The 16,162-nt window shown below is 56.0% G+C and carries 12 protein-coding genes; 7 read left to right on the forward strand and 5 right to left on the reverse strand.

Annotation, left to right across the window (positions count from 1 at the left end; translation table 11 throughout):
- Positions 1 to 23 precede the first annotated feature (23 nt).
- Positions 24 to 2,063, forward strand: a complete 2,040-nt coding sequence (locus tag FYC48_RS00435; protein WP_149494742.1) for a matrixin family metalloprotease — start codon at positions 24 to 26, stop codon at positions 2,061 to 2,063.
- A 187-nt stretch (positions 2,064 to 2,250) separates the two neighbouring features.
- The gene (locus tag FYC48_RS00440; protein WP_149494743.1) at positions 2,251 to 4,362 is read left to right on the forward strand and encodes a tetratricopeptide repeat-containing sulfotransferase family protein; all 2,112 of its coding nucleotides are present in this window, start codon (positions 2,251 to 2,253) and stop codon (positions 4,360 to 4,362) included.
- Here the strand turns inward: FYC48_RS00440 and FYC48_RS00445 are convergent.
- Together FYC48_RS00445 and FYC48_RS00450 are read right to left on the reverse strand one after the other, a co-directional pair.
- Positions 4,356 to 7,181 carry a hypothetical protein gene (locus FYC48_RS00445; RefSeq protein ID WP_149494744.1) on the reverse strand — a complete coding sequence of 942 codons (2,826 nt, stop codon included), beginning with the start codon at positions 7,179 to 7,181 and terminating at the stop codon, positions 4,356 to 4,358. The two genes, FYC48_RS00440 and FYC48_RS00445, sit on opposite strands and share 7 nt — an antisense overlap.
- Positions 7,181 to 7,570, reverse strand: coding sequence for a fluoride efflux transporter FluC (locus FYC48_RS00450; RefSeq protein ID WP_149494745.1), 390 nt, complete (start codon positions 7,568 to 7,570; stop codon positions 7,181 to 7,183). Before FYC48_RS00450 ends, FYC48_RS00445 begins: the two co-directional genes overlap by 1 nt.
- A 222-nt stretch (positions 7,571 to 7,792) precedes the next feature.
- On the opposite strand from FYC48_RS00450, the gene ilvB reads away from it, so the two are divergent.
- Complete coding sequence (gene ilvB, locus FYC48_RS00455) at positions 7,793 to 9,571, forward strand: biosynthetic-type acetolactate synthase large subunit (RefSeq protein ID WP_230627378.1); 1,779 nt, start codon at positions 7,793 to 7,795, stop codon at positions 9,569 to 9,571.
- Between the two features lie 158 nt (positions 9,572 to 9,729).
- Here the strand turns inward: ilvB and FYC48_RS00460 are convergent, their stop codons facing one another.
- The 3 genes from FYC48_RS00460 to FYC48_RS00465 all read right to left on the reverse strand — a co-directional run bounded on the left by FYC48_RS00460 (position 9,730) and on the right by FYC48_RS00465 (position 11,419).
- The gene (locus FYC48_RS00460) at positions 9,730 to 9,915 is read right to left on the reverse strand and encodes an alpha/beta fold hydrolase (protein ID WP_149494746.1); all 186 of its coding nucleotides are present in this window, start codon (positions 9,913 to 9,915) and stop codon (positions 9,730 to 9,732) included.
- A 3-nt stretch (positions 9,916 to 9,918) separates the two neighbouring features.
- Positions 9,919 to 10,035 carry an alpha/beta fold hydrolase gene (locus tag FYC48_RS28750; protein ID WP_390622094.1) on the reverse strand — a complete coding sequence of 39 codons (117 nt, stop codon included), beginning with the start codon at positions 10,033 to 10,035 and terminating at the stop codon, positions 9,919 to 9,921.
- Positions 10,036 to 10,123: 88 nt separating this feature from the next.
- The gene (locus FYC48_RS00465; RefSeq protein ID WP_149494747.1) at positions 10,124 to 11,419 is read right to left on the reverse strand and encodes a metal-dependent hydrolase family protein; all 1,296 of its coding nucleotides are present in this window, start codon (positions 11,417 to 11,419) and stop codon (positions 10,124 to 10,126) included.
- 164 nt (positions 11,420 to 11,583) lie between these two features.
- Between FYC48_RS00465 and FYC48_RS00470 the strand changes: the two genes are divergently transcribed.
- From FYC48_RS00470 to FYC48_RS00485, 4 genes are all read left to right on the forward strand, one after another.
- Entirely contained in the window at positions 11,584 to 12,252 is a 669-nt protein-coding gene (locus tag FYC48_RS00470; protein ID WP_149494748.1) for a GntR family transcriptional regulator, read from the forward strand.
- 387 nt (positions 12,253 to 12,639) lie between these two features.
- The gene (locus tag FYC48_RS00475) at positions 12,640 to 13,578 is read left to right on the forward strand and encodes a ThuA domain-containing protein (protein ID WP_149494749.1); all 939 of its coding nucleotides are present in this window, start codon (positions 12,640 to 12,642) and stop codon (positions 13,576 to 13,578) included.
- A 148-nt stretch (positions 13,579 to 13,726) separates the two neighbouring features.
- Complete coding sequence (locus FYC48_RS00480) at positions 13,727 to 14,326, forward strand: sigma-70 family RNA polymerase sigma factor (protein WP_149494750.1); 600 nt, start codon at positions 13,727 to 13,729, stop codon at positions 14,324 to 14,326.
- Positions 14,323 to 16,131: a FecR domain-containing protein gene (locus tag FYC48_RS00485; protein WP_149494751.1), complete on the forward strand. Its 1,809-nt coding sequence runs from the start codon at positions 14,323 to 14,325 to the stop codon at positions 16,129 to 16,131. The genes FYC48_RS00480 and FYC48_RS00485 overlap by 4 nt, the downstream gene beginning before the upstream one ends.
- Positions 16,132 to 16,162: the final 31 nt, after the last annotated feature.

Consider the following 16,162-nt stretch of genomic DNA (forward strand, 5'->3'; position numbering starts at 1 on the left):
AACTAACGATTTAGGAACTCACTATGTCTCGCGCTCGGCGTAGCCCTGTCAAAACGAAAGTCGATTTGGAGACGCTAGAACAGCGTCGACTGTTGACGACCTTTGGCGAAGCGTGGCCTAACGAACGGGAGCTGACGATCAGCTTTCCGGCAGATGGGGTTGCGATCGGAAAAGAGGAAAACGAACTTTCCTCGATGCTCGATCAAATTGCATCCCGCCAAGAATGGCAGGAGTTGCTGCTAAGGGCTTATCAGACTTGGTCGATTCATTCCGGATTCAACGTCGGGTTGCGCAACGACTATGACCTGCGATTTGGAACCCCCGGGTTGACCGTGGGCGACCCCAGGTTTGGTGAATTTCGAATCGGGGCGTTCCCCCAAACTGGCTTGGTTGCAAGCAGCGTGCCGTTTCAAGCAACTGCGGGGACGCACTCAGGCGACCTACTGCTCAATTCGAATGAGCAGTTTACCTTTCATGATTGGGATCAAGATTTGGGGCCCGCCCCCGAGACAATCGCTCCCAACGAGCGTGACCTCTTTAGCCTGTTTCTGCACGAAGCAGGGAACACCCTTGGGATTGAGGACAACTATTCTCCCTCGTCGGTGATGTTCGCACAGTACACCGTTCCCAAAGGCGTACTAACCGAAGAAGACATCGACGCGATCCAATCGCTCTATGGTGAGCGAGACGACCCCTATGAATCTGTCGACAACGGACAAGTGCTTTCGGCGACGGTGGTCGAGACGCCGAACGGATTCGATCCGGCGACAAGTGTCTTGCGTTTGCGCGGTAGTTTGAGTGCCCCCGCCGATGTCGATGTCTACAAGGTCACGCCGCTAATCGGTTGCGACACAATAACGCTGCGTGTTCGTACCGAGGGGGTCAGCCTATTGCAGTCGAATTTGGAACTCGTAGATGCCACAGGCCACGTTCTTGAGAGTGACGTGTCCGAATCCGTTTTCGATAACAACGTCGAAATCACGGTCGACGGGCTCGACGGGCGAAACGAAATTTATCTTCGTGTATCGGCCGCAGACAGCGACGATATCTATTCAGTCGGCGACTACTTTGTCGAAGTTGATTATCGAGACGAAACATCCCGTGCCGCCGATCTATCACCGGGGTCGTATCAATCCGGTGCAGACGCGCTGTTTACCGGCTTCGATTTGGCCGATTTTGAAGTCGGCTCGAACGATACACTCGCTGATGCGACAACGCTTGGGATGGACCATCAGAACGGTGGCGTGGCGATCAACGAAGATCGCTTCGAGTTCGTGGCGTCCACGAACTCGATCGACGACGTTGATGTCTACAAGATCAAAGCACCGTCGGGAGCCCCCGGCAGACTAATGGTGCATGTCGCCGGTGTCGGGTCGGACGCACCGTCGCTGAATCTTCGTGTGGTCGATGCGACCGGACAGCCGGTTGGGACAAGCGGAGTGGCTCGCGCCAACGGTACGTTCACCGTCGAAGTCGCGGCACCCCAGGCATCGCAGGAATACTTTATTCAAGTGAGTGTCGACCCAAATTCGAACGTCGGTCTCGGCAATTACGTCGCGGTGGCTGAATTTGACCAGTCGGCCGCATCGATGCATCAATTGACCAGTGGAACCGTCGAGGCGGACGCCGATCGATTCGTTCGCTGGGAAGCATCGAAGACGAAATTGTTCCGTTTTGCCTTATCGGCTGATTCCCCAGACGCATCTCAAGGTGTTCGCCTGACGATTTACGACGCGCACACACGCGAGATTAAACTCATCGTCCGGGCCGAGGCGTCGACCACGCGTATGGCGATGGGCTGGTTGCAAGAAGGTGAGTACATCTTGCAGTTCACGGCGATCGCGAACGAAGGGGCATCGGTCCAAACGGTCGATTACTCACTTGGTATCGATGGACTGTCCGATGACCAAGACGACGATCCCTACGACGGTGATGATCCGGGGTACGATCCCTACGATTACCAGTACAACGAAAGCTACAACTATTCCGACATGTACTCGTATTCGTCTAGTGATTACTACTATTACACGTACTACGGCGGTGGCAGCGGCTATGGCGGCTGATGTCGACCAACTCATTGCCGGGGGCCGTGACGGGGAATTCGGCAAGTCACCCTGCCCGAATTGTCGGTCGTAATCCACCGACAATTTAATGGCAAAGCCGCTCCGTAGTTGGGGCGGATTCGAATTTGGCGTGGGTGCAGGAAGCGGCATGCTCACGATTCGAAGAGTTTAGCGACACGGGCAAGACATGACTCGATTTCCATCGGACAATCGCGAACACTTCGGTGACGATGCGACGTGGTGTGCTCCGCCACCGCTTGACGTGATGCTGCGCTCCCTGGGAACGTCCGCTAATCTTGCCAGTGAGAAGTCGGTGGAAGACGTCGTTCGTCGCTGCAAACATGAACTGCGTCAACATCAGCGATCTGACCACCCCATTGCGATGTCGTCGGTTCAGGCGGTTGCCGCGTCTTTGTTAAACGATCGGCGGGGGCAGGACGCGATCACGCTATTGTGTCAGCATGATCCTTCCCAATCCGACGCCGCGACTTCTCGGTTGTATGGCTATGCGGCGATGGCAACCAAGGACTTTTCGAATGCGTTGGAGGCGTTTGACCGATCGGTACGAGTGGATCCCCATCAGCCCGATTGTTGGTTCCGTATGGGGCAAATTGCCGAGCACCGTTTCGCCGAATCAAGTGGCGACGAAAGTGCGGCGATCAAGTATTACGAGCGTGGATCGTTTTTTGACGACGAGGCGTTTCGGTCGACGTTGGCGTTATCTGATTTGCATCACCGACAACGTCGACTCGGCGATGCGATCCATGTCTTGCGGGTCAGCCTAATTCGAGATGCCCGCTCGGCAATTCTGCATCGTGCTCTCGCCCCGCTCTTGGAGAAGCGTGCGGGCAATCTGATTCGCTTCAACCGTTATCGTGCCGCGAGGAAGCTGCGTTTAGAGGCATTGGAAAGTTACAAAATCCTGAATGCGCGGGAACCTGATCGACAAACGTTGGTCTTGCAAGGCCGTCTGCAGCAGTTGTTGCATCAATTTGAACCGGCCCGAGACAGTTTCGCCAAAGCGGTGGGGTTGGACCCGGAATCCCCCATCCCATTGAGCTATCTCGCGAGTGCGAATGTTGATTTCGGCGATCTGGAGACGGCGATCGAACAATTTGAATACGCGATCGAGAAAGACCCTCAGCGAGCAGAAACTCACTTTCGATACTCACGAGCTAAGAAGTTTCAGCCAAGCAAGAAAACGCGGCAGTACACCGAGACGCTTACCCGATTGATCGAAACCGCCAAACCACAAAGTCATCGACAAATCAGTTTGAATTTTGCCTTGGCAAAGGTATTGGACGACATCGGGAAATACGATCAGGCATGGCGGCATTATCAACGGGCGAACAAAATCAAGGTCGATCGTCAAAACAAGGGACAGCGTTTTCATCCCGATACCGATGATGAGTGTTCCACCGCGGCGATGACAGATCGCATGATTGGCTTTTTCAGCAAGGAAACGTTTCGGCGTTTGTCACACCTGTCCGATCCTAGTTGTTCGCCAATTTTTATCGTCGGGATGCCTCGTTCAGGAACGACGTTGACCGAACAAATCGTCAGCAGTCATCCCGACATCGCCGGGGCGGGAGAACTCGGTTTCATTCACCAGATACGGTACCAGCTTTCGCATATGAATCCGGGGCGTTCGCCGAAGACGGATCGATTGACCGATGCCGTCCAGGCGTACCCGCGTTGCCTGGATTTAATTGATGGGAACGACGTTCGAAGGCTAGGTCGCGAGTACCTAGATGAACTGGATGATTTTCGCGATGGTGCGACCTACGTGACCGACAAGATGCCAACCAACTTTTGGCATCTTGGCTTGATCGCCGTTCTATTTCCCAACGCGACGATCATCCATTGCCGTCGCAATCCGATGGATGTGATGGTTTCGTGCTTCTGCCAGAATTTGAATCCGCCTTTCTGTGATTTCGATCAGATGCTTGATTACCATCGCTGCTATCGAAAGATCATGCGGCATTGGGAATGCGTGCTGCCGATGCGAATGTTCCATAGCCAATACGAGGACTTAGTTGGTGATCCGGTTGGTCAGTCGCATCGATTGATTCGCCACTGTGGGCTTGAGTGGTCTGATTCATGTTTGTCGTTCCACGCCAATGACCGTGCCGTTCATACTCCTAGTAAATGGCAGGTTCGCCAACCGGTTTACCAGTCCTCGGTCGAAAAGTGGCGGAAGTTTGAGCGGCCTCTACAGGCAATCGCCGAACGCGTTTTCTTGGAACTGAAAGCGGAAGCGAAAGACGCTCTCCCTACTGAAAATCATCTTGCCTACTGAAAATCGATTCGGACCCGACCCTCAGGTCGCGGCATCCAGCGAAGGCGGTCTTCGTGACCAGCGGTGATGGTTTGCAGTTCGATGAACCAAGCATCGCCCGATCGGATCGGACCGCAGAGGCTTTGTAGTTCGATCGCGATTTCACAAACGACATCGTCGCCTTGTTGGTCGGTCGCCAAGTACCAGGTTGGGTTCCAGGCCGTAACGCCGTCCAGATCATCTCGCGTCCGCCCGTCATGGCTGAAGCAAAGATTCATTGACGTCAGTAAGTCGCGATCGCAGTCTAAACTTAGCTTAAAGCGGTCGACCGATTCTAAGTCGGCGTCCCGGTAACGAAGATCACCGACTCGTTCGCCGGGGCGAAAACTTGATTGAGCTACCTTAATGGCAATGAAAAGGAATTCGTCGTCGTAGGCTGCCGCCAGGCTGATCGGCAACTCGTGTCGCGTCTGTGCCGCACCGGCCCAGGTTGGCTCCCACATCGGTTCGTTGATGTTTCCGTCTAGTCTTGGCGGCTGGTCGGTTCGTACGGCGAGAGTGACTTGTTCAGATCGATTTTGCAGAAGCGGCGACCAAGCGGTCGTTTGGCCGGCGATTTGCCGAAGAGCCGCCGCCTGTAGCGGTGACGTTTGAGGCCTTGGCGTATCCTCATCAGACGCTTGTTCGTTGATAAAACGGGTGATGGCGTCTTCGGTGATTCGTTTGACCGGATGCATTTGCCAGACCAGATCAAGTCTTTGATTGGTGTGACTTTGCTCGGTCGTTTCATCCAGCGGAAGCAACGCCGACGTTTGCATGACTTTCGATGGCGGCGTCACAGTTGACGACTGAACGTCCTGGAATGGCGAGACGATACTCGCATGGCCGGATCGGCCGGGAAGGAGTTCACGCTCGTCCGAATCAAGCTTTGAAATTTGAGGCGAAGGAAGTCGTGAGACGGTACCTTTCGATTTCCATCGACTCCATTCCACGCTTGTCGTCCGCGTCTTCGCGTAAAGACCGGCAAGCTGTGCCGAAGACATCTCCGGGTATCGGTCGTTGATCGCCATCCACAGGTCGGTTAGTTGTGGGTGCGAACGCATTTTGGCTGCCAATGTCCAGGCAAGCCGATACCGGTCAAGCCGACTCGTCTGATCCAGCAAAGCAGTCATCGACGACGCGAAAGTTTTTGGCTGGGACCGCGAGCCATTGATCAATTCGCTTGCCATCGCGTGTTGGCGAAGTCGCCCCTGGACGACTTGTTGGCGGCGCCGACTCGCGGTGGTTCGGCGTTGGGGAAGTCGGCATTGATCGGTCATCGACATTCCAGCCGAAAGATCGTCGCTTCGTGTGTGTTGACTGCCCGAACTGTAGACGGTGTTGATGTAAACACCTTGGCCGAGACGTGCTTGCTCGTGAAGTTGCGAGCAAGTGTCGATCCATAACAAACTATCGACATCGAAATCACTCGCCAGGGTTCCGCTGTCGGAAAGCAATGCGTTCCGGTGCAAAAGCGTTTCGCCGGCACCATCGGTCGAAAATTCGACGACTTTGTCGGTTTCGCCTTGTGCTGCCGTCACGCGAATCCGTCGGCGAGCATTTTCGTCCAGCTTAGTATCGACCGCGATGATCGGTGCGTCATAAATGGAAAGTAAGTCGGACAGCGAACCTTCGTTTAAGTCGCCAATCGGGTCAAAGCGTTCGATCGAACTGACTCCTAGGTTCATCGCCGCTTGACGCACCGCCGGGGCAATCGGTTCGCCGGTTGTTCCGATTAGCACGTTGCAGCGCAGACGTTGTTCCAAGGTTTGGCGACCAACTAATGACCAAGGGACGCTTTCCAGATCTTGCGCGATCACCAGGATGCCACATCGCCCCCCATCATAGACTTGCCCCCAAGTTCGGCCTCCGTCCTCGGAGCGAAAGATACATCCGTGGTCGCCCGCACATACGTAGGTCTGTTTATCAAGCTTGCATGACATTCGAACCACGCATGGTTCGCCGATGATGTCTCTCCAGCGTTGGCAACGCGCAACGGTGAGGTGGGCGAAGCGATCGGACGGACGGGTGGGCTTTCGCGGATTCGGTTCGATCCCCTGCCAAGTCTTGCCGCCGTCTTGCGACAAGTAGACGTGATTCCCCGTGACCGGATCAACGTCACCGAGGGCGACAATGGAGCGAGCACGCCGTGGATGGGAGTCGTCATTGCGATCGAAATACTCGGCTTCTGATTCGATGGTCCAGAATCGCGGCAAGTCTTCTGTCGCCGCTCGGCTCCAACTCAACCCACCATCGCCACTTCGGATCACGACGCAACGCGTGATTTTGGTAATCGGATCGGTACCGCCGCCTACCGCTAAGACGCGTTGATCATCGATCCAGAAAATGTCACTGAGTGCACACTCAACCCCACTGATTGTGGGCTGCCAAGTTTTGCCGCCGTCGCCGGTATGCAGGGTTAGGCCGTGATCTCCGACCGCGACGCCGTGTTGCCGCTGACTGAAACGGAGGCAATGAATCGTAGCGGTCGGCCGCAACGTCTCGGTGTCACAGTAGTAAGGCGCAGCGAGCGCTGCCGGGGCATCCAGTTCGGTTGGTGCCTCGCCACGGACCGCGATCGCCTCTAGGAACGGGGTGTCTTTCATCGGCCACAAGCCGCCACCGACTGGGGGCGCCGGCTGTGCCTGGGCTTCGCCGCCTGCCCCAAGCAGCAAGCAGACTAGCAGTCCAAACAACTGACAGGGCACTCGTCTGAACAGCGACGTTGGACCGGTCAAAGCCACCACTGGGAGGTGGCGGGTGGTCGATCGAGATTTCACGCGGCAAATTTGTTTTTTCATCAGGCCCATCCTTTGACCCATCCAGAGACCACCACAAAGGCGGTCCAGCCGATAACCAGGTTTGCTAGCACATAAGTGGTGGTTGGGCCCCATTGTCCCTCTCCGGCCAGCGTCGCCGACTCCGACGCGAAGGTTGAAAAGGTCGTCAGCGAGCCCAGAAAACCAACACGCAAGGCGAGCGTAACGCGCTCCATTGCCTCAGAATCACCCAAATGAAGGGCCGTTATCGCGCCTAAGAGGGCGCATCCAAGCACATTGGCGAGTGTGGTTCCGTACAGACTTGAGCCACCCGGAATGGCGGCGGCCGCGGCTGTGATGCCGTATCGGCAAAGCGAACCGGTTGCGCCAGCTATCGCGATTGCCGCCAGATTGAAGCAAGTAGTCATCATGTCCGCAGGTTTTACGCATTGCCTAAGTTTGGGCCCCCACTTACGTTAGCGTTTAGATTCGGAAGTTCTGCCGCCTGCGTAAATGTCAGTTTTTTTCCCCCTTGGGACTGACAGGTGAACCGGGGCGGGACAAACCGTGTCGCACGAGACTCGGAGGCGTTCATAAAGCGCCCGTCGAAGTAACCTGTTTCTCCCTATTTTTCGCTAGACATCTCCCCTGCCATGAGCACTGCTGAAGCTGCAAACACTGATAATCGCGTGATGACCGGAGCCGACATTGTTGTCAAGTCTTTGGTAGATCATGGCGTCGACGTGCTCTTCGCATATCCGGGCGGTTGCAGCATGCCGATGCACCAAGCATTGACGCGATTTGGTGACTCGATTCGGACCATCTTGCCTCGACACGAACAGGGCGGCGGGTTTGCCGCTCAAGGTTACGCACGGGCGACCGGTCGGGTTGGCGTGGTGATGGCGACCAGTGGCCCCGGGGCGACCAACTTGGTCACCGCGATTGCCGACGCAAAATTGGACAGCATTCCGATGGTCTGCTTGACCGCACAGGTTCCGACCAAAGCGATCGGATCGGATGCCTTTCAAGAAACACCGATGGTGGAAGTCTGCCGCGGAATTACCAAGCATCACTACCTCGTCACTTCGATCGACGAGTTGCCTCGTGTGATGAAGGAAGCCTTCCACGTTGCCGCGTCCGGACGTCCCGGGCCGGTTCTCGTCGATTTGCCCAAAGACGTCCAGCTATCCGATGTCACCCAGGTTGATCTTGATCCACCGATGGACCTGCCCGGCTACGAGCCGATGCCTCCGGCCGTTCCCGCGGAAACGATCCGCCAGATCACCGCTGCGATCAAACTGGCTCGTCGCCCAATCATTTATTCCGGTGGTGGCGTCATCCTCGGTAACGCCAGCGAAGAACTGCGAGAATTTATCAACAAGACAGGCATCCCGACGGTCACGACGATCATGGGGATCGGTTCTGTGCCCCCCGACAACGAGCACTCGCTCGATTGGTTGGGAATGCACGGCGCCGCGTACGCCAACTACGCCGTTCGCGATTGCGACTTGTTGATCGCACTCGGCGTTCGGTTTGATGATCGGGTCACCGGTAAGGTCGAGGCGTTTGCCAAGGACGCTAAAATCATCCACATCGACATCGATGGGTCAGAGCTGAATAAGAACAAGGAAGCTCACATCCCCGTGCGTGGCGACGTCAAGCAGGCCCTGACCGAACTGAACAAGACTGTCACGCGATGCGATATCGATCCCTGGCGAAAGCATTGCACCGAACTGAAAGAGAAGTACCCGTTCAGCTACGACACCGAGTTCGACGGGATCTTGCAACAGCATGCGATTCGCACGCTGAGCGATATCACCGCCGAAATGAACCCGCAAGTGACCGTCGGTGTGGGGCAACACCAAATGTGGGCCGCGCAGTTCTTTAAGTTCCGCCGTCCTCGCACATGGCACAGCAGCAGTGGCCTCGGAACGATGGGCTTCGGATTGCCCGCCGCGATGGGGATCCAAGCGGCGCTTCCCGGTTCGCTGGTGATTGATATCGACGGCGACGGTAGCTTCCAAATGAACATCCAGGAACTGGCGACCTGCTTCTGCGAAGAACTGCCGGTCAAGGTGTTCTTGTTGAACAACCAACACCTGGGAATGGTGGTTCAGTGGGAGGATCGCTTCATGGACCGAAACCGGGCTCACACCTACCTAGGGCCAATCAGCCACGAAGAAGCGAGCGGCAATAGCACCGCCGAGCGATTCACTTATGCCGACAAACGCTATCCCAACTTCGTCGAAATCGCCAAGGGCTACGGATGTGGCGCGGCAACGATCCGCAAAAAGTCAGACCTGGAAGGCGCGATCCGTGAAATGATCGAGCACAAAGGGCCGTACTTGCTTGACATCGAGGTGCCTTACCAGGAGCACGTCCTGCCAATGATCCCAGGCGGCATGACCGTCGACGATATGATCATGCAGTAGCCGCCTGGTCGGTTCATATTCAAGTACCCGCCTTCCAAGCCAGGAGGGTGGATGGCTTTGCGATTCACCGGCGCTTGCGACCTGCATGCATGCAGGACGCAAACGCCTTAAGACTTCAGCTCCGTATGAACGCGTAACGCCGTCGCAGCGAATCTTGCTCAAGGCACGGACGGTCGAGAGAGTGCGACCATTGCTCCGAGCGAGTGCCCCATCATCGTCAGTGTCTGATCGGCGAGTTCCTTGCGTAGAAAACCTGCTGTTGCCCGCGCGTGATCGACAACACGGTAGCCCTCGTGCCCTATCGCCGATTGCCCGTGCCCCAAGTAGTGATCGATCACGACCACGTGTTATCGACCGCTCAGTCCAGAAACAAGCGTTCCCCAGTCACGCCCGCAACGCGTCAGGCCATGCAGCAATAGCAACGTCGGTCCATCGCAGGGGTATTCAACAAAATGAATGGACATCGAATCGAAGCTCAGTCGTAGCGATTTGCGATTTGTTACCGGGCGAGCCTTCGGTCCTTTTGTTGGGGCGAAGCGACGAACGGCTTGGTTATCCGTTGACCGTTACATTCGTCAATTCTTTCGGTGCCATACGGCCGGCCTTGATAACCCCGCCTTGCATGACGGCGATGAACCGCGATCGATCCTCTAAGATCGCGATGTCTTCGATCACGTCGCCGTCAACGACGAGCACGTCCGCCAGCTTTCCGGTTTCCAGCGTGCCTATCTCGTCGCCGCATCCCATGATCTCGGCACCTGTCTTTGTCGCGCAAGTGATCACTTCAAGCGGCGCCAGTCCGGCATCTTTTACAAAGAACGTTAGTTCGCGGGCGTAGTCTCCGTGGGGGTTCCAGCCGAATCCATAATCGCCGCCCATTCCCAATCGCCCTCCCGCCCGCAGGATTCGGCGGGCACTTTCGATTCCACCATCAAGTGTTTCCTGATGGCCGTCAATGACCCGCTGGGATAGCCCGAAGTCTTTGCCAAGTTCGACGCTGGCTTTTTCAAAGTAAAGCGCCGGAACACAGGGGACGTCGCGTTCGAGAAGCAGCTCCAGTGTCTCGTCGTCGATAAAGGTCCCGTGCTCGATGCAGTCGTAACCTGCGCGCAACGCGTTTTTTATACCTTCGGTCGCACGGCAGTGGCCGGTCACTTTAAGCCCGTGGTTGTGCGCCGTCGCAACCACCGCATTCATCTCATCAAACGTCATGCAGAGCGTGTGATGGTCATTGATGTCCGGTGACGCGGCGTCTCCGGTGGGATAGGTTTTGACCCATTCGATACCATCCTTGACGAGAGCACGAACGGCTTTTCGGGCATCGTCCTGGCCATTGATAATGAACACCAGCCCTTCCATTCCGATCTTACGGAACTCCGGATTCCAGTCCATCAGCCCGCCGGAGGAACAAATTTCGCGGCCGCTCGCTGCGAGCCTTGGCCCCGGGATCAAGTCTTCGTTGATTGCCTTTTTCAACCAGAAATCAACGTTGAACAGGCATCCGCCGGAACGCGCTGCCGTGTAACCACACTCCAGGGCCAAGCGACAGTTGACCGATGCCAGGAGCGATACGTACTCGACGGGATACTTGATATCGAGATCTTCGAGTGTCCGGATATTGAAGTACGTGGCATGAAAATGCGCCTCCACTAGGCCAGGCATGATCGTTCCGCCATTTGCGTCGACCCGCACGGCGTCTTCCGCGACGGGAGGCATCTCGCGAGCTGGGCCCACAAAACGGATGACGCCTGACTCAACCACGACGGCACCATCCTTGATGCGATCGGAGCCAGTGCCGTCCAAGATTTGCCCGTTGTGAATGAGCATCGTGCCGGTGGCCGTCTTCATTGAGGGTCCTTGGGTTTGGCGTCTGTGGCCGCAGGTCTGCTTTCGATTCCGGACGTTGACGTTGCATCGCCCGCCCGGTAACATGGATACTGGATCCAGAATCCAAGATATAAACCGTCCGAGCTCGCGTCAACGGACGCTTCATCTAGCAAGCCAATCGCGTGATGGAATCAGTTCAATTCAACACCCCCGTTAAAAAGGTTTCGCTGGTTGAGTCGGTCTACCAGACGATCGTCGAAGCGATCGTTTCCGGGCAATTGGCACCGGGGACGATTGTCAATTCTGTAGCCATTGCCGAACAGCTTGGCGTCAGTCGAACGCCGGTCAAAGAATCCATTCGATTGCTTGTCCGTGACGGATTGCTCCGTCAGGAAAGCAACCATAAGGCGCAGGTGGCAAAGTTCTCGCCGGTCGAAATTCGTGAGATCTACGAGGTGCGGCTGGCACTGGAGTCGAAGGCCGCCGAAAGAGCCGCCACTCGAATTTCTGACGACGCTTTACGGGCCTTGCGTTTCGAAGCGGAACGATTGCGTGACAGCCGTAGTGACGTTGATTGGGCGGCAAAGGCGATCGACTATGACATTCGATTTCACGCCGCAATCGCGCAAGCCGCAGATAATTCCCGACTTGGCGATGAGATAAACCGCTACCGCTTGCTTGTACGTAGCTTCTGCTTGCTAACCGGGCGTGAAGCAATCCTCGAGCAGGCGCTTAATGAGCACATCCTCATTCTCGATGCACTCGCCAGCCGGAAGCCATCGCGAGCACGCAAGGCGATGGAGTCGCACATACTGGCGAGGCTCAAGGCCACCGCCGAGCAGGTCAAATCCTAATGCTAATGACTAGGGCTGATGACAGATTCGGTGACATTGCGGTGCCCCATCAAACATTTCTTCGCATTGATTGCCAATGGCTTGATTGCCCAGAAGGAATGGCCATCTGCGGCTTAGAAACTGAATTCTCGCCTCGGGCTCCAGCGTTTCGCTCCGACTCGATCTTAGGATTAGCCGCATGGAGTTAGCCACGGCTTCGGTGTAACAACCGGGACGAACGCCGGTCGGTTGATAACTCTAACCCATGTTTTCAAATGGAACGAAGCTCTAGGTCCATCTCGAGTGTTTCGGCCTTGCCCAGCCCGCCGTAAAAACCAACGCGTCACGACCGCGTTTAATCAATGAAATTCGTATTAGGTAATTCGTAGCCCCGGAGCACTTGCCGAGATGATAAACAAACCCAGCGGAACGGTTGGCGATGGATCGAAAGGTTCGTCTCGTAGAAATTTCATAAAGACAACCACGGGATTTGTTGCCGCGGGGGCGGCGGTTCCCCAGAAGGACGTGCGGTCGGGTGATTCGATCGATAGCCCAAAGCGTGTGCTGATTGTGGTCGGCCCCAGCGGACATCCGCCGGGCACCCATGAAGTTGCAGCCGGCGGTCGACTGATGAAGCACTCCCTAGAGCACATGGAGAATCTGCCTGGCGTGCAGACAGATGTGGTCGAAGGCTGGCCCTCAAAAACTTCCCGTGACTCGGCATCGACGATCGTTTTCATTGGCGATCTGTTTCCTCCAAACCGGCTTCCGAACCCGCAGCAGAACCTTATTGACCTGGATGAGATGATGGGGCGTGGCGTGGGCATCGTGTGCATTCACTACGCAACGGGTTTACTGGGCAAAGACGTCAAGCCTGATGGCGATCACCCGCTGCTACGTTGGATGGGTGGCTACTTTGCCAATCGTTCTTGTCCGCATCATGAATCGTTCGCCAGGGTATTCCCAAAAGCCACGATTGCTCCCGCCGAGCCAGGCCATCCGATCGCGCGTGGTTGGAATGAGTTCACGCTTCGGGACGAGCCGTACTTTAATAATTACTTCGGTGGCGATGGAAACGAGCAAGCCTCGTCCGTAACCGCCATCGCGACCTCGATGCTTCCACCGGAAGCCCCCAAGCCCGAGACAGTCGCTTGGTGTACCGAGCGAAGCGACGGCGGCCGTGGCTTCGCCGTCGTCATGCCCCACTATTACAAGAATTGGCGCGACGAAGACCTGCGACGCTTGATCCTCAACGGCATTGTGTGGAGCGCGAAGATCGAAGTTCCGAGTGGTGGTGTGGCAACCCAGACGCCAAACCTAGCCGACTTTGATCCACAGGCTGTCTAACACCGACCGCGACGATGGGGAGGCGCCGAAGGACTCCGCCGCTAGGCCGTCAGGTCGCAGATTCGCGATCGCGACATGAATTTCTGAATTTGGCGTTTTTTTCTCCACCAAGGGGTAACCTTACCGCTTTAGCTGCCATAGTAGGGCGATGGCGGAGCAAGAACCCACGACCGATCAGCCCCTAGAAGACGCGATTCGACGCGCTCAATGCGGTGAAACGCGGGCTTACGAATGCGTCGTATGCCGCTTCGAAACTCCCCTCCGCGCCTGGCTGGCCGGCCAAGGCCCACCAGGAATCGATGTCGATGACCTTGCCCAGCGAACGTTTGTTGCGGCCTACTCGCGACTAAGCGATTACTCTCCTAATACTTGCTTTGAAGCTTGGTTGTACACGATCGCCCGCTATCAATTAAAAACCGAAACCACGCGATTGCGGCGAATCGCTGACTATCACGCACGTTACGCACCAGATTTATTACAGCGTGAACTTGATCGTCGGGCGAATGAGCCGACCGAGTTTCAATCGAACCGTTTAGAAGTGCTTCAAGGCTGCGTCGATTCACTGGCCGAGCATCTTCAACGCTTCATCCGTTGGCGATACGACGAAGAGATTCCGCTCGAAGAAATGGCTCAGCGAAGTGACCGTTCCGTCGCCGCAGTCAAAAAGCAACTTTGGCAGATTCGTCAGCGGCTTCAGCAATGTGTGGAGCGTCGTTCGATATCCGGTGAAGAGGGGGATTTTGCATGACACCGGAAGAACGTTTTGCCGTCCTGTGGACGGATTATCTCGAAGGCGAGTTGCAAGAGAGTTCACTTGCCGAGTTACGAGAGCTATTGGCCGACGATGAGCAGCGATTGCGCCATGCCGTCGACCTGTATCAGACACATCGGTTGTTGACGTTGGCCGCCGAACATCGTCCAGGAAGACAGCGTGAATTTGTTGATCGCGTGATGCAACGATTACCGCGAACGTCTGAGCGGTTCGTCGGTGACGTGATGGCGGACGTCGAATTACTTGCCGCGCCGAAACCGACGAAGACGTTGCCGACGCAGATCGACCAAGCAGGTCAACAAAGGCCACCGCTTCGACCGGCGACCGGCATCATGGTCGCCGCAGCAGTGGTACTACTTGCCATCGTTTCGGCGGCGATTTATCAGCAAAACCGTGGCCTTGACGTAAACGATCTCTCTTCGGAAATCGCTGAATCGCAATCACCGAAACGTTCGAGAGGAGACGGCGTTCGATTCGCGAATCTTGCTCACGCCAAATTCTTTGGGGAGTTGCAACCACCGGTTGATTCACCCTTGAAGCCGCAACGGGATTACGTCCTGATGAAGGGGCTGGCCGAAGTCCGATTTCCGGCCGGTGCGTCGGCGATCATCGAAGGCCCGGCAGTCTTCCGCGTCGTTTCCGACGATTGCCTGGGGATGGACATTGGAAAATGCAGCGTGCATGCCCCCGACGGTGCGGAAGGGTTTCGTATCGAGACTCCGATGATGCGGGTCGTCGATCGTGGCACTCGCTTCACTGTCAATGTCGCTGAAACCAGCGAAACCGAAGTCCACGTCGTCGAAGGAGCGGCGGACATTTACGAAAACGAAGACTCGCCGGTCGACCAAACAATCAACACGAATGTCGACGTAACCCCAAAAACACAAGTTCGATTGACCGATGGTCAGGCACAACGATTTGCCGTGACCTCGTCGCTTGCTTCCGATTCCATTCCTTACGATCCGAACCTCTATCGCCGCGGGCTGCCGGATCGAGTGATCGCTTATGAGGCGACAAGTAACGACGCGGGTTACGCTGATCGGTTGTTACGGTTGACGCTTCAACGCGATGGAATGATCGAAACCATCGACGCAGATCAGTTGATTCCGGCCCGCGTGACTTACTTCAATGCTTCACAGGGGGGCGGGTACTTGTGTGGACCCCGGTCGTTTTCGGGTGAGTCCGACCAGGCCAAGCTTGATGCAGCGGGTCATGAGACCACGCTCAACCGTCGCGCCGAATGGTCTTCCGATGATCGCTTGGTAACAGGGGTGATTAATCCGGGCGGAAGCAAGCGACCTCTGAAATCCGATCCGGTCTTGTTAGGTGATGACACCACACCAGGTATGGCGATTCGATTTGATGAACCGATCGTCAATGGGATCGGTGATGATCTGGTCATTTTTGATCTGCAAGCGTTTGCGAATCCACCGGACGGAGACGCGTTCCACCTCAGTCCGATGAAGTTTCGTGATGGCTTGCGTTCGTACACCGTTGAAATGTTTGATTTGACGATGGAGTCTCCCGGTGCGCGTGACTTGGCAGACTTTTTCGTCCACATGTATCCGTCCGTCGTGCGATCACTCGAAGAACTCGAATCACTACCGACCGAACCACGTCGGCAATCCATTCGCTTTCGCGGCTTGGTCGTTGGAATCGATTTAACGGACTTAGGTTATGCCCCGAATGAAACGGTCCAGGAGCTGTTCATTCAAGATGCGTTAGATGATAAGCATCATGTTGACCCTGTTTTGATCGGTGGCTTACCGCCACGACGGTAGCCCGCCGAGCTCGACAGTCAATTACCGAGAA

This window comes from Roseiconus lacunae, from assembly GCF_008312935.1.
Lineage (GTDB): Bacteria > Planctomycetota > Planctomycetia > Pirellulales > Pirellulaceae > Stieleria > Stieleria lacunae.

Excerpts from the sequence above, each read along its gene's own strand:
- FYC48_RS00435 (WP_149494742.1), top strand. The coding sequence starts at position 24 with ATGTCTCGCGCTCGGCGTAGCCCTGTCAAAACGAAAGTCGATTTGGAG.
- FYC48_RS00440 (WP_149494743.1), top strand. The coding sequence starts at position 2,251 with ATGACTCGATTTCCATCGGACAATCGCGAACACTTCGGTGACGATGCG.
- FYC48_RS00445 (WP_149494744.1), bottom strand. The coding sequence starts at position 7,181 with ATGAAAAAACAAATTTGCCGCGTGAAATCTCGATCGACCACCCGCCAC.
- FYC48_RS00450 (WP_149494745.1), bottom strand. The coding sequence starts at position 7,570 with ATGATGACTACTTGCTTCAATCTGGCGGCAATCGCGATAGCTGGCGCA.
- ilvB (WP_230627378.1), top strand. The coding sequence starts at position 7,793 with ATGAGCACTGCTGAAGCTGCAAACACTGATAATCGCGTGATGACCGGA.
- FYC48_RS28750 (WP_390622094.1), bottom strand. The coding sequence starts at position 10,035 with ATGTCCATTCATTTTGTTGAATACCCCTGCGATGGACCGACGTTGCTA.
- FYC48_RS00465 (WP_149494747.1), bottom strand. The coding sequence starts at position 11,419 with ATGAAGACGGCCACCGGCACGATGCTCATTCACAACGGGCAAATCTTG.
- FYC48_RS00470 (WP_149494748.1), top strand. The coding sequence starts at position 11,584 with ATGGAATCAGTTCAATTCAACACCCCCGTTAAAAAGGTTTCGCTGGTT.
- FYC48_RS00475 (WP_149494749.1), top strand. The coding sequence starts at position 12,640 with ATGATAAACAAACCCAGCGGAACGGTTGGCGATGGATCGAAAGGTTCG.
- FYC48_RS00480 (WP_149494750.1), top strand. The coding sequence starts at position 13,727 with ATGGCGGAGCAAGAACCCACGACCGATCAGCCCCTAGAAGACGCGATT.
- FYC48_RS00485 (WP_149494751.1), top strand. The coding sequence starts at position 14,323 with ATGACACCGGAAGAACGTTTTGCCGTCCTGTGGACGGATTATCTCGAA.